Origin of the sequence: Erysipelothrix sp. HDW6C (assembly GCF_011299615.1) — a bacterium.
Taxonomy (GTDB): domain Bacteria; phylum Bacillota_I; class Bacilli_A; order Erysipelotrichales; family Erysipelotrichaceae; genus Erysipelothrix.
On record NZ_CP049861.1, the window covers coordinates 2,183,132 to 2,196,979 of the forward strand.

17 protein-coding genes are annotated in these 13,848 nt (G+C 37.6%); 1 reads left to right on the forward strand and 16 read right to left on the reverse strand.

What is annotated here, in order from left to right; all coding sequences use genetic code 11:
* Positions 1-58 precede the first annotated feature (58 nt).
* From G7062_RS10430 to G7062_RS10500, 15 genes are all read right to left on the reverse strand, one after another.
* Positions 59-778: a hypothetical protein gene (locus tag G7062_RS10430; RefSeq protein WP_166065862.1), complete on the reverse strand. Its 720-nt coding sequence runs from the start codon at positions 776-778 to the stop codon at positions 59-61.
* Positions 775-951, reverse strand: a complete 177-nt coding sequence (locus G7062_RS10435; protein ID WP_166065863.1) for a hypothetical protein — start codon at positions 949-951, stop codon at positions 775-777. The genes G7062_RS10430 and G7062_RS10435 overlap by 4 nt, the downstream gene beginning before the upstream one ends.
* Positions 952-1,519: 568 nt before the next feature.
* On the reverse strand, positions 1,520-1,744 hold the full coding sequence (locus G7062_RS10440) for a helix-turn-helix transcriptional regulator (protein ID WP_166065864.1): 225 nt from the start codon (positions 1,742-1,744) through the stop codon (positions 1,520-1,522).
* A gap of 181 nt (positions 1,745-1,925) precedes the next feature.
* Positions 1,926-2,141 carry a hypothetical protein gene (locus G7062_RS10445; protein ID WP_166065865.1) on the reverse strand — a complete coding sequence of 72 codons (216 nt, stop codon included), beginning with the start codon at positions 2,139-2,141 and terminating at the stop codon, positions 1,926-1,928.
* Positions 2,128-3,540: a ParB/RepB/Spo0J family partition protein gene (locus G7062_RS10450; protein ID WP_166065866.1), complete on the reverse strand. Its 1,413-nt coding sequence runs from the start codon at positions 3,538-3,540 to the stop codon at positions 2,128-2,130. The genes G7062_RS10445 and G7062_RS10450 overlap by 14 nt, the downstream gene beginning before the upstream one ends.
* Positions 3,524-3,802, reverse strand: coding sequence for a hypothetical protein (locus G7062_RS10455; RefSeq protein WP_166065867.1), 279 nt, complete (start codon positions 3,800-3,802; stop codon positions 3,524-3,526). The genes G7062_RS10450 and G7062_RS10455 overlap by 17 nt, the downstream gene beginning before the upstream one ends.
* 610 nt (positions 3,803-4,412) lie before the next feature.
* Positions 4,413-4,679, reverse strand: a complete 267-nt coding sequence (locus G7062_RS10460) for a hypothetical protein (protein ID WP_166065868.1) — start codon at positions 4,677-4,679, stop codon at positions 4,413-4,415.
* Between the two features lie 784 nt (positions 4,680-5,463).
* Entirely contained in the window at positions 5,464-6,234 is a 771-nt protein-coding gene (locus tag G7062_RS10465) for a hypothetical protein (protein ID WP_166065869.1), read from the reverse strand.
* A gap of 255 nt (positions 6,235-6,489) precedes the next feature.
* Entirely contained in the window at positions 6,490-6,921 is a 432-nt protein-coding gene (locus G7062_RS10470) for a hypothetical protein (RefSeq protein WP_166065871.1), read from the reverse strand.
* A gap of 145 nt (positions 6,922-7,066) precedes the next feature.
* Positions 7,067-7,627, reverse strand: coding sequence for a thermonuclease family protein (locus G7062_RS10475; RefSeq protein ID WP_240915952.1), 561 nt, complete (start codon positions 7,625-7,627; stop codon positions 7,067-7,069).
* Positions 7,628-7,644: 17 nt separating this feature from the next.
* Positions 7,645-7,851, reverse strand: a complete 207-nt coding sequence (locus G7062_RS10480) for a hypothetical protein (RefSeq protein ID WP_166065872.1) — start codon at positions 7,849-7,851, stop codon at positions 7,645-7,647.
* A gap of 3 nt (positions 7,852-7,854) precedes the next feature.
* Positions 7,855-8,694, reverse strand: a complete 840-nt coding sequence (locus tag G7062_RS10485) for a replication-relaxation family protein (protein ID WP_166065873.1) — start codon at positions 8,692-8,694, stop codon at positions 7,855-7,857.
* Between the two features lie 430 nt (positions 8,695-9,124).
* Positions 9,125-10,966 (reverse strand): type IV secretory system conjugative DNA transfer family protein, encoded by a 1,842-nt coding sequence (locus G7062_RS10490; RefSeq protein WP_166065874.1) that lies wholly within the window; start codon positions 10,964-10,966, stop codon positions 9,125-9,127.
* Positions 10,966-11,775, reverse strand: coding sequence for a hypothetical protein (locus G7062_RS10495; RefSeq protein ID WP_166065875.1), 810 nt, complete (start codon positions 11,773-11,775; stop codon positions 10,966-10,968). The genes G7062_RS10490 and G7062_RS10495 overlap by 1 nt, the downstream gene beginning before the upstream one ends.
* The gene (locus G7062_RS10500) at positions 11,753-12,457 is read right to left on the reverse strand and encodes a hypothetical protein (RefSeq protein WP_166065876.1); all 705 of its coding nucleotides are present in this window, start codon (positions 12,455-12,457) and stop codon (positions 11,753-11,755) included. The genes G7062_RS10495 and G7062_RS10500 overlap by 23 nt, the downstream gene beginning before the upstream one ends.
* Positions 12,458-12,561: 104 nt before the next feature.
* Here G7062_RS10500 and G7062_RS10505 point away from each other — a divergent pair, with 104 nt between their 5' ends.
* Positions 12,562-13,530, forward strand: coding sequence for a hypothetical protein (locus G7062_RS10505; RefSeq protein ID WP_166065877.1), 969 nt, complete (start codon positions 12,562-12,564; stop codon positions 13,528-13,530).
* Here G7062_RS10505 and G7062_RS10510 read toward each other — a convergent pair.
* Positions 13,520-13,822 (reverse strand): hypothetical protein, encoded by a 303-nt coding sequence (locus G7062_RS10510; protein WP_166065878.1) that lies wholly within the window; start codon positions 13,820-13,822, stop codon positions 13,520-13,522. The genes G7062_RS10505 and G7062_RS10510 overlap by 11 nt on opposite strands.
* Positions 13,823-13,848 lie beyond the last annotated feature (26 nt).

Here is a 13,848-nt window from a genome sequence, read left to right on the forward strand (position 1 = left end):
TTCAATATTAACATACAAGTACGACGCATTGTGTCGCACATAATAAAAAAAGAAGTGATTAGATCACTTCTTTCCCAATCAACATCGAGACTGTTTGTTTATCTTCAGCTGAAGATGGATAATATCGTTTCGACACGATAAACTCACCATCCTCATTGAGTTCAAGAGCAACTTTTCGCAACCCAGTAACAAAGTAGTAAATTGGCTTTTTCAACCATTGACGGACTTGACCATCATCAATGAGACGTTGTGCACTCTCACTGATATTTGATGCATCATCCTTAGATTTACTTTCAATTGCTTTCAGTGATTCAACTTTGCGCCTTAGTGCGGTGATTTGAGTTCCAAATGTCTTATATAGCGGTTCATCCGCTTTGCGACGTTTATTGTGTGCCTTGCTGGCTTCGTTGAGTTCAATCATTTTAGCTAACTTATCTTCAAAGTAGGCTACGTTATTGACACTTGTCTTTGCCCCTACAGTTGCATAACGACTCTTACCTACAACATGAACATCTTTGATGAGTTCGTTATCTTCCTTAAACTGCTCGACTTTTTCAATCTTTTCTACACGTTGTTCTTGCTTATCAACTTCATCAAGGAGTTTTCTTACCTTGGCATACTTGGCTTGTACCCCCTTATAGATATTAGGTCTACCAATTATGTTTGCTTGTCCGAATGGTATCAATCTTGATTCCGCTCGTGCACTCTCATAGGTTTCACTTACTTCAGTTCTTAAACGTTCTAATTTACCTATTGATAACTCTAACTTGCGACTCATATGATTCCCTCCATTCGCTCCTTATTCAAGCATGACGTACATACCCAACCGCTCATTGCCCTCATTGCATTGTCTACATCCCTATCTTCCATTACTGCACCACAGACTTCACAACCTGGTTCCACAACATCATCACCAAATTCATCATTATTACAACTATCTACATGTGTCATATTGACTCCTTAAACCTTTCGGTTGAATTTCTTGGATTAACTTTTTTTTGGAGACTGGCTAAAATGCTTTTCAGTTCTTCCATTTATTCAATTTTCAAAGATCGTTTGCGGACGACTTGTATCACAATTGAACAAGAGCAGGTACAAGGATTGCGAAGCAACTTGCGAAGTCCTTGTACCGAAACGTAATTGTGATATAACTAAGGACAAACGAGCGAATTGAATAAATGGGAGTGCTATTGCATACGCAATAGCACTGGGCGCTTTTTTATGTAGAATTGTTAGACAAGACGAAGAAAAACAGTTATCGCTTTAGCGATTAACTTTTTTTGTTTGACTTGGCGTGAAGACAAGTCCTAGTAAAAAATGAATGATGTCAACAAAGACCAAACAGTGCTTTTCTGTCTTGGTCTAGGAGGAAGATTATTATGGCCGTAATGAGTGAAGCGAATGCAGCCATAATAATACGCTCCGGTTGTTTACTTCATTCAAGCATCGGCTATACTAGCCGATTTAGATTAAACGCACTGCAGCAATAAAAAAAGGATGCTGTTACGCATCCGATCCATTAAACTGATTTATCATCTTCGAGATAAAATATTTCCTCAACTGGCACATTAAAGTATTCTGCAATTCTAAGTGCTGTAGTAATACTTGGAAGAAATTTGCCTTTTTCAATCGCATTGATTGATTGCCGTGATACTCCTACAATATCAGCCATCTCTTGTTGAGTTAGTTTCTTTCCTTGTTTTCGGAATTGTTTGAGGTTATTTACTACTGTTGTCTCTTTCATAACGTTTCCTTTCGTTATCCATATCTATTTACTAATGATAAGACTGATTAAGTTTTGTGTCAAACTTAATCAAATCAATGAATGATTTAGATCATTTTGTTTTTTGGTGGGGCTTGGGGTAATGAATTGATTGCGATCAATTCATTAGGGCAAGTGAACAGGATGGCAAGCGCCACCCTGTTCAATACTCCTTAACACTGTTGACTGTTCGCACATGTCCTATTTCACGTTCTGCTAAATCGTTCTTATTCAGATTATACCGACCTTGCTCGTGTTTAGGCTCTATGATTGAGTGGGCGGTATCAACCGCCTCACTTTCGTCATAGGCTTCAACTGTAACAGTAACCTCACGTGTTAGATACTCTTCCACAAAGAACGTTACATTAAACTGCTTCATCAGTTGTTACCACCTCTACAACATCTGCAGTCTTTTTCTTTGATTTGACTGGCTTCTTTGGCTCAACATAGTAGAGTTCATGAGTTCCCTCAATGAGTTTTGTTTCAGTATCACTCATTTTGTACCCTAACGCTTTAAGGAAGTCATAAACGTTGATTATACTGTTTACATTGTACTTATCAAACTCGCCTTGATGTCCGTAACAGTTCAAATCTTCCCAGTCAATCGACAGATAGATTGCTGAAGCAATGATATTGAACTTACGCACATTCGATACTTCACGAGTACCACGTTCATTGAGTTCTTGTTGCCAAGGGTTCAATTTGTGAGTTTGGGTTGTTTCATATCCAAGCAACTCATTCATGGCGCTTGTCTTTGGTTCAAAACTACGGTGTGATGTAATCATGTTCTCTGCTATGAATGATGTAAGGTACTTTACCATGCCGTCTGTCATTTTTCCTTTCACAAGTTTCTTCATGAAATCATATCGCAATTGATATGCTGAAGCAAAGATGGGTTTGAGTTCCTTGCGTGTTCTACGTGCCACTCGACGTGCTTCGCGTTCCGCTTCTTCCTTTTCGGATTGACTTGCGCTTGGCGCTTCGGTTTTATTCACACTATAGAGCGTTGGACCATGTTCACTGGTTGTGTAAACATACTCTGTGCTTTCATCAAGTTTACTCAATGCTTCAAGTGTCTTGGCTAAGGTTTCATCATCACGTGCGTTAAGACCGTCTTCATAACTATGCTTGTTCCAGTTCCGCTCCTCAATCATGTAGAATCCCAATTCATTTAATCGCTCCAGGATAATTTGGTATCGCTTCATGCGCTCTTGTTTTTGGTACGCTTGCTCAACCTCGATTTTGAAATCATTGGTTCCTGCATACTCTAAGAGTTCATTACGTTTTTCAATATCGTCAATTCGTTCAAGGTTGATGTAATCATCAATCGTAAGTGCTTCAGCACTTTGGACTTTTTCCGTATTCAGTTTGAGCATTTGCTTACGATTGCGAATGGTTGATTTACTGAAACCAGTCTTCTTGATAATGTCTGTATCTGTCATTCCAAGGTCGAGACATTGTTGAATACCTTGTGCTTCTTCATACGGTGTCAAATCTGCACGTTGCATGTTTTCAACGAGCATGGTTGATACTTGGGTCATTTCGTCCATTTCCGCAATCGCACATGGTACTTCCGTTAAACCGGCAACCTTACACGCTTCAAGTCTACGGTGTCCAATGATGACGGTGTACTTACCGTCATCACTTGGCACTACTGTTAGGTTCTGCAGTATTCCTTGCTCCTTAATGCTGTCTGCCAGTTCAGTAACATCACCCACGTTTAAGCGTGGGTTCTTTGGGTGTCCTTGTAAGTGTTCAATTTTAATGTTGGTAATCATAATGTGTACCTCTTTCTATTTTGGTATTTAATTCATCACTCGATATGTCGAGTTCGTCCAGTTGGACAAGTAAATCTGTTTTGATAGAAACTACCATTTCACTGATTTTAATCATTTTCGCAAATAAACCAAAGAGACCTTTTTCATCTTGTTGTATCTTGCATAGTTGTTGTGCAGTGAAATTGCATGTGATTGTTATTGACTCGGTATTGCTATGGTATTCGGCAGTGTAGCACTCGGTCTTAATTAAGGTCTCAATCACCTTTAACACCGAGATAACACGTGTATGCGACTGCTGTCATTACTAAGTAGAAAATCATGTGAATCACTCCTAACTTTTTGTTGAATTTCTTGGATTAACTTTTTTTTGGAGACTGGCTAAAATGCTTTTTAGCTCTTCCATTTATTCAATTTTCAAAGATCGTTTACGGACGACTTATATCACAATTGAATAAGTGTAGGTACAAGGATTGCGAAGCAACTTGCGACGTCCTTGTACCGAAACGCAATTGTGATATAACTAAGGACAAACGAGCGAATTGAATAAATGGGAGTGCTATTGCACAGGCAATAGCACTGGGCGCTTTTTTACGTAGAATTGTTAGAGAAGACGAAGAAAAACAGTTATCGCTTTAGCGATTAACTTTTTTTGTTTGACTTGGCGTGAAGACAAGTTCTAGTAAAAAATGAATGATGTCAACAAAGCCCATGACAGCACTTTTCTGTCATGGGCTAGGAGGAAGATTATTATGGCCATATGAGTGAAACGAATGCAGCCATAATAATACGCCCCGGTTGTTTACTTCATTCAAGCATCGGCTACTCTAGCCGATATAGATTAAATGCCCTTCAGCATTAAAAAAAGGTGAATGCTATTCCGCATCCACCTCTCTGATAAAATCAAGGATTCTAATTGTCTTTTGATGTGTGATGACTTCCTCTTCAGTCATGGTTCTAATGTAAACCGTATGAATGATGGGATAGTATGTATCATTTTCACGATAGACATTGTATTTACCGTCTTCTGATATGACAACTTCATCATGTCTAATTCCGATTTGATCCTGAAGCATTTGAATCATTTCGCTTCGATTAAGGCTAATGTTGACTTGTTCAGTTTGTGCATTTGTTACTTTCATGATAATCTCCTTTTGCCTTGTTTGGCACAATTCAAAAAAAAATGTGAAGCAGGCATTGTAGCAGGAAAACATCGTAGATGTTTCTCGCTAAGTAAATAAGCGCTTTTCTTATTTACGCAAGTCCTGTACTGTGACTGATTCATATTTTACTGTGCGAACCCAAACACGCAAGGAGTATTATATGTAACATCAAGACCAAGTGAGTAAACAATTGCCACCATCGAAATGATTTCGAAGCCAGTCAACGGATTATGATGAACACTGTCATGAACGGTTAAATACAACGATACGAAATAATAGACTAAGCCAATTCAGTTTATAGAACAGCTGAAGGCAGTCAAAGTCCAAAGACACAGTAACCTTGATTCAAGTGTATGCGAAATAGCATTACACTTTGTAATAAAAAAGACAGTACGTGATACGCACTGTCAAATTAATTATCTCTTTAAATTTGTGTAACAGCATACAATACTAAATCCACTATACTTTTCTTCTACGTATGTAAAGTACTAACTCGCAGATTAAATAAAACAGAATAACCGAAACAACCATCAAAAGAGTTCGTTCCAAGCACATTGAGAGTATCTCTTGTGAGGTAAACTGAGTAATTTTACCTCCTAAAGTAAAATAGTAATCCTTTAAATATAAATAATCAGAAATATTTAAAATAAGTATTACCATAGTTGAGATACCAAAATATATTTTTAAAACTGACTTTCTATTTTTCTCTAAATAATTCATAATAAGCCCCTATACATCTTACAAAATAGTTGTTAAGCATGACCTAGCATCCCGGATATCCTGATGGGTCAGTAAACCAGTAGGTTCTATATCTATAGATTGGTGATCCCCCAGGTGTCTTTGCATCATAATAATAACCATTACTCTTTACTGTTGGTTGGTACCTATCTTGCGCTGCAGCACCGCAACTAGTATGGGTAGATGTCCACACTTTTTCATGCCCAGTAACCCAGGCTGACGAAACACCGAGTGCCGATAGAACACCACTAATCCATCCCTTTACCTGCGCAGTAGAAATGACAAAGAAAGAAGCCAACTGAGCAAGTGATCCTGCAGCTAGGGATGCGTATAGTCCACCAAATGTTGGGCGATAGACGAACGAAGAACTAAATGCACGATAACCGGACGATGGTGGATTGCTATTCCAACTAGCAAAAGGCGTAATGCTTAAATTCGAGCGAACCGGAATAATTGGAGAAAAAGCATTTAAGTAATATGTTAATGGTTTTCTTATACTCTCATTAATGCTCTCTTGAGATTCTAGTGCAAGTGTAAATGATTCTTGAGAATAAAACATTCCGTTAACCTGGACTGTGCCATCATTACTGAAATTTAGAGTATACTTTTCCCCATACTCATAGATATCAAATGTGTCAGGTCCAAATTGTTCAATTATCGAACCATTATCGAGTTTATCAACTAGTACAGAATCTTCACTTGCATAAACGGGATTAGGTTGACCTGTAAAAACAATTGCCGCACCTAATGCGACTAATGAAACAATGAACTTAATTCCTAATTTCTTGATTTTCATTTCATCCTCCCTGTAGACTTTGCTACCTTCTATAAGATAAGTATACTATGCAAACCTCATAAATGAAAGGGGTTACCGACTTTTTCAGTCCTAGTATCCTACTTGAACGATATTTTGTTTTGCTACCAGCAATGTTGTAATAAAAAAAAACAGCACGCATTACGTACTGTCTATTCACTCCATATGTTATTAAATTGACTTTACGCGTTCGATTCCGCGACTTTCATCGCTATAAATACTTTACGGCCTTTAATCTTATTGAACCAAGTAATTTATAAATATAACCGGCGACTTTATATAAATCATTAAATTCTTAAAAAAAATTTTACCCCAATAAACAAGTCCGTAGATTTGATTTTCGCTAACGAAATCTTGCACGTCATTGATATTATCAGCTTCAATAGGGGATTTTTTCAAATTCAACTTTAGATCGTAAGATTGTTTGCATTTGACAAGGATATAAGTTGGCATACATATGAAGATATAAGCAACTAAAACTGGCTTAAAATAAAGTATATATCTTACAACCATAGGAGAAATTTTTTCAAAGTATTCGGATGCTTCTAACATAACTTGTAAAAATCCAAAGAATAATATCCATACACCTAAAAGAAAATGACTAACTATATAGACTTTAAGCACATAATAAAATTGTATTTGCTGTATTTGTTTTAACATTTTTTTCATAAACTAACCTCCCAAGAAAACCTATCATATATTATAGCTAAATTAACAAGCTAATCTGAGCTATGTTATGAAAGGTATGGTTAGTGTCATAAGAACATGAAAGACTTTGCTTTTCAAAAGAAAGATAGTACGCGCTGCGTACTATCTAATCACTCCATAGTTTCAATCTTTGCGCTTGTGCGTTTGATTCCGCAACTTTCAACGTTGCTAAAAGTATAGGATCAACTGTTTTCTTGTCAACGTACTTAATAGCTGCAAGTCCTTCAGATAGCAATAACTCCTGAAGAAGTACATCATCAACATAAACCCAAGCCAAGGTACGGCCATACTTATCTTTTTCATTACCTGTGTCTTGTTTCAGTGTGATTACTTCAGCTGAAGTAATCGCACTACAGGTATAATCACTGGCTTCCTTACCATATGGCTCAACCGGAGTATTCGGTTTGACAGTTTCCGGTGTATCAATTGCAAGCAAGCGTATGGTTTGTTCACCATACGCAAAGGTGTCCCCGTCGATACAACGTACAACCTCATGAGGATGTACATCAGTCATTGTAATTGCAGACCGATTCAATGCTTCAGCATTGTTGAAGTACCAGGATGCACCGGTCACAAGCGCACATAAGATTGCTACAGGTATAACGCCCTTAACGCTTTTGCGAATAAACTGCTTCAGTTTATTCTGCGTCCGTTTTGTTATTTTCATAGTTTGCTCCAATCAAATTATATTTCCCACTTCATCCTTAACTCAATGATATAGGATGTCGGCACATCCAAAGCATCGGCAAGCAAACTATCTGCAATGTTTAGGTCGATGCTGTATTTCCGTAAAAACTGGGCAGTGATGGTTTGCTTATTCAAACCATCACTTGCCACCAATCCCCTCACATGATCAAGTTGCTTTTTATAAACTTCAAATGCACTGCTCATATATTATTTCCTCCAAAATGATGAACGTTTGTTTTGTTCAGCAGTTTCAATGATTGCACGCTCGCGCGCAATCATTTCCTCTCTGCGCTTTTCGTCCTCTTCAGCTTGACGCTTATTGTCTTCACGCTCTTGAACTTGTGAATCAAATTTCAGTTGTTGTTGTCTTTGATAGACTTCAGCTTTTGGTTGAAGATTGAAATCATAGTACTGTATCTCGTCGAGCAATATTGCTTCGACGTAGCGATCATTAACATAAACTTTGATGTAATCATTGAGTTTATGCTTAAGGGTCTTGTATCCATTGAGTATCCAAAGTTGACCGAAACCATCCTCATTAAATCCAAACTTTTTTGGGTAACGTCTAAACGTTTTTTGCGTGTTCTCAACCTCAATATTTACCTTGAATTTATAGATGCGAATATCCCCTACTTTGTCGGGATGATACCCCAGTTTTCTCAGTTCCCTATCGGTCTGTAAATCGTCAAGTTCAAGTGACGTATTTTGCTCCAATATCATATGACAAATTTCCGCAACAAGCAACTCATGAGTGATGCTTGATTTACTGAAATTTCGAATGGTATACGGACGTTCATTTTGTCCGGATATCCCATTCAAAATTGTCATTCCTTTGTTGCGTAGAAAATAGATATATGGTGTCGTATTTCCATCACGTTCACGGCCAATATATCGCGCGTCGTTTAATTGAATTAAGCGACGTTGCAAATGTGGCAGTTGTGTAAAACCTGTAAACTTCTTAATTAGTTCAGCGTCTAAGACGCGAAACTTGTTGAGAAGTTTGAATATCAATATGTCACGATCAGTAACTTCAATTTTATTAGTCATAGTTATTTGTCCTTTCGTTACAGAATGTCATAGACACATTCTGCCATCAATGCTGAAAGCATTGCCCTGTTTAATCTTTTGGGACAATGACCTCTTTTGTCATTGTTGGGGAAGTTTAGAAACGGGTGCGCAGCAGGGGTTTCTAATCGAGAGTTGGGGTTCATAAGGGGAAGAGAGTCGAAACTTCTTCCTCTTATAATAGGACTCTTCCCCTTATCCTTATATCCTCCCACCACACACAATCATATTTTTTTCTTTCTTTTTCTCACTCCCACCGCCCGCTCATATATATACCATAGGTATATTTATGATTGTATGACTTTGTCAACGTTTCGCAGAAAGGTTGACAAAGTCATACAAAGGGCGGTGGGAGTGGGTTTAATGGTGCTTGCATCATTAAATATAATGGTAGTCGGAGACTACCACAGAATTAGGGGGTCGGACTACCATTGTTTTCACCCTCTAATCTATGTAGTGGTAGTCCAGGACTACCATTCCACTCACCTGTTTTCCGTCTGTATTCTCTGTCGTTTTTGTTTGGGAGTTCAACCCCTTCAACATCGACGTACTCAACTTTAAATACAAAAGGTCGTTGATGTTTGTTGGATTTATCAAACCATATTCCACGTAACTTGGGTAACATCTTTATCACTTCCGGATTGAATCGGTACTCACGTGTAATCTTGTTTGTACCGGTTCCAGTGCCTGCATGTGATGTTCCCATATCTTCGACTTGCGCTGTCGTGTTTACGACTTCATCGGTTCCCAAATAGTCTGCAGCTGCAATTGCATCATCAGAATCATTTTGCTTAAACACACATGCAAAGTTTGCGTTATTCATGATCTGTCGACGTACGTTTTTGTCAATGACATCAATATCACTCACTCCTTGCATCGAGTACAGAGCATACCCATTTAAGGATCGAATACGTGCCGAAACGTCTACTAATTCATCGTCAAAATATGCACCAATTTCATCAAAAACTGCAAGGACTTTTTGGTTCAGTTTTCGCATCATTTTATCAGCTAAACTGTTCTTGAAGTCTTGGATTACAAGATGTCCTAAACCCGTTGCGAAATCACCATAAGCCATCTTATTTAAGAGGACAATAAGTACCGCATTTGTATCAATAATTGTTGAGAGATTGAACGTGTTTTTTCCATCAAATAACTTGTGTCCCTCACCCTCATAAATCGTCGAGAATGATGACGTGTTTTTTTCGACATCGTCCCCACATTCAAGGATGATTCGCAGATACTTTACACGAGATTTTGAGAGTGCAAATTCGCCAAATCTATCGAGTAATTGTTTACGTACTGAAGTTGGTAATGATGTATCTTCCATGTCCTCCAGTTCAATATTATTGATAATCGCTTGTGCCCATTCAGAAGAATTTGAATAATGAATCAATGTCTTAAATGAAATGGGAATCCCAAACTCTAACATGTATGAAGCCATTGCTTGCCAGTACCTACTTGCTTGTCCTTTATAGTGCGAAGCATTATCAGACCAGTCACCCATGCTAATCAACATGTCTTTAATTTGCGTTGCATTACGATTAATGAATGGATTGTATGGATCGGAATCATCACTAATGGTTTGATTGATTACATACAAAGGACGGCCAAACTTTCGCGCAAGTTTTGATACGACATCATAGATACTAAACTGTCCAATATCACCTTTCCCATCAACTACGACGACTGGAAGATTTTGAATTATCTTGGCTAGTATGATGCGCAACACCATCGCTGTTTTACCACTACCTGGCGTGCCCACAATAACACCATTAACATCAATATCAACATTGGGTTTCTTGGGTAGGTGCCAAAACAACTTGCGCATTGTCTTACGCTCATTACGTTTCAGTTCCGCTTTGGGTGCACGCCATGTCTTAAAGAATATGACTGTTGTCGTTATGGCGATAAGTGCTGAGGCAAATATCCAGTACTCTATATGCTGTAGGTTCATGAACATGTCATTCAATCCAGTCATTGGATTTGCACTGGCGTACTGATACAAATTAACCAGGTTATCCCACTGCAGTAAATGACGATTGATGAATACAATTAATATGGCCAATAAACAATACGCAAATACGAAGTTATAAAAGGTAAAGTACGTTGTGTGATAGAAGTACTGAAGCTTTAAACTGTACTCACCCCCTTTTGCATACACAAGATAGCCAATCAACAATACGGCCATGATAAGGAAGATAGGTGCGATTGCGGAAGTAATTAAAGTTATAATTGCTTGATTGATTGTCTCCATTATTCACTCTCCCACTTCGTACGTTCTTCAACGAGTAAGTCATACTTCTCTTCAGCCTGTTTGAGCGCTGTTTCAATATCCGTCTTTTGCTTTGATAATTCATTATACTTTGTCTCTGCAGCTTTCTTGTCTGCTTCAGATGCAAGTTCAAGTGCATTCTGTGCAACGTTGACTTCCGGTTGAATATCCAAAAGATTACGTTTCAGCGTTTCAATCGTGGTTTCAGTTACTTCAATATCTTTAAAGAGTTCTGTCACCTGCAGTAAGTAATCGGAGCCTTTTTCAACTAACTCTTTTAATTCAACGTCACGGTAATCAAATACGATTGTTCGATTAACATAATCTGTTTCATTGACAGTAAGTGTAAATCCTCGATAATTTGGATCCATTGCAAATTGTATAATGTACCAAATCTCACCACGTTTCTTATCAGCATCTGTACTTACGTATTCGGACTTGATCACATTAAGCGGCAATTCATTTCCACTCATATCCTGGACTGAAAAAGTAAGGTCTTTACGAGTAAAGTAATTGAGTACACCCTCTTTAAGTCTTACTTCGCCAATCAAATTACTTGGACTGTATGCAGTGCTTTCAATCAATATTTCACTTGATGAAAACGGGTACTTCTTGTCTTTAATATGTGTGGTGATGTTCTCACGACTGTCCGGCAGCCACATATTGCTTGTTACCATCAATACGACCACTAGCACAACAACCGCTAGCAACACTAAGTAGTTCTTGTTCTTTGGCTTATTTAACTGCACGTAGCGGTTATTATCTTGTCTATCGAGTATCTTCTTTAGCATCGTTTACCTCCCACCCTTTACTTGGGTACGTCACATGATATTCAGTTGTATCTTTTTCAACTGAGAAAACATAGTCTTCCGGGCCAGGATTCCAATTACCATTTTTCGAGCTTGCTATTATAACCAAGTATCCTATCCAACCAAGTCTCTTTAAAACACTACCACCTATTAAAACAACAATAAGTAAATTACGATTTACTGGTGCGAGAAACGGAAAGACTGCAAATATAGTTGTAAATGAAACCACCCATATGAATACTTTAGTCACCATATTCTTTATTTTGCCGCTCAATATGAGTTTTGCTATCACGCCTAAAGTCACGCCATACAATATCACAACATGCACTAACTGATTCAATGTAATCACAACATCTTGTTTTGTCAGTGTTGATAGTTGATTGTATATCTTTGACAGTTCAACATTTATAAATCCGAAGAACCACACAACACTTATTGTGATACTTAATATTTCTACTATATACCTCATGATTGCCATAAATGCCATCACCCTATCCGGTTTACCGTCACTAAAGCAGACATTCGAGTTTCCAACTTTATAATAGTCACCTTCTTTTGTATTAAAAATGTTATCGTGCCTTAATGATGACTCTCGTGGGTCATAAACAAGATAAGCGGACGCTTTCTCCTTATCAAAATATCTACGTAATCCTTTGCTTTTCATCTCATTACCTTCTTTCTTTTATGTGGAAAATTGTTATTCATTTCAAAACTAAATTTCTGTTATAATATGTTTAGTAAGTTTACTTAACATTGGGGGTCACTATCGTGGCAAAATATGATGATGCATTCAGCATTCAACTTAATAGAACCATTACTGCAATTGAAGCAAACACTTTGGCACTAAACGGAACTCTAAAGTCGGCTAATGACTTCAAGTGTTCCGAGAAGTGCGACGTACCTTTGGTTTGCGCAAATTTTAGTAAAACTGAACGTCAGCGAATTAAGGAACCACACTTTAGAGTGTCAAAGTTAGGAAGTCTACATTCATCTGACTGCTCGCGTATCTCAGTAGAAATCGAGACTTTTTCAGTAGGTAACTCTACTCAAAAGTCACAGATGACACAGAAGCCCAATATTATTATCAGATATGGTAACGAGTTTGGGTTTATCGGTGAAGAACCATCTGAGCGTGTCAACCTAAATATTGATCCTTTCCCCAAAAATAAAGATATTACAAATTATACAAAAAGCGGATCAACATCAGTTTTTGACCATGTCACGAATGTAACAAGTATAAAGACATTCATGGCATATTATATGAAAGTATTACTTGGTAAAATTGAACCCGATCGATTTGAGCCTCGACTTGATTCCATTGTCGGGTACTTTAACAAAACCTATCTCCTCACTGAAGTTTCTAGAGGCTATTACTTTGGACTCGCAACTGCTTTTTATCTTTATCCGTTAGAGGATAGTCCTATAATAATTGAATATATTGTGCCTCAATTCTTCGTTGGGCTTACTAAGCCAGTTCGACCATCATTTTATTTAAATGCATATTACCTTGAGAAGAACAACAATAGCCTGTTCAAAAGAATTAATCGTTTAATCGAAAAGGAGGAACAATTTCTTTTCGTCTACCAAGGCTCATTCTCTCTGCAGAAGAATAGATACATTAACCCAACAACTCCGCCACAATTTATAGAAAACAATATATATGTTATGGATAAGAATAATGTTAACATGAAGTATATTCTTCCATTTGTAAAACCAATTCATTCTTCTAACGAGTAAGGATTTCAAATTCATTGAAATACCCAAAGTCATCATCTATAACCCATAATGTGTTAGTGCAATTACTCTTAACATGATCCTCATACCTTCTTTTATATGACGGTGATATTTCAAATCGGCATTGCCTTATGAATTCCTCTTCATTCGTAACTTCAACTAGATATGGCGCTATGTAATTAACTTCACTTTGAGTAACTCCCATCCTCTTTTCCTTGTATATTTTAAGTGCTTCAGTTCTACTGTTTGCATAGATGATTACCTCAAAAGGATAACCAATTCCAAATTTCATCATTAGTGTTTCTCCTTATCTCTCACATC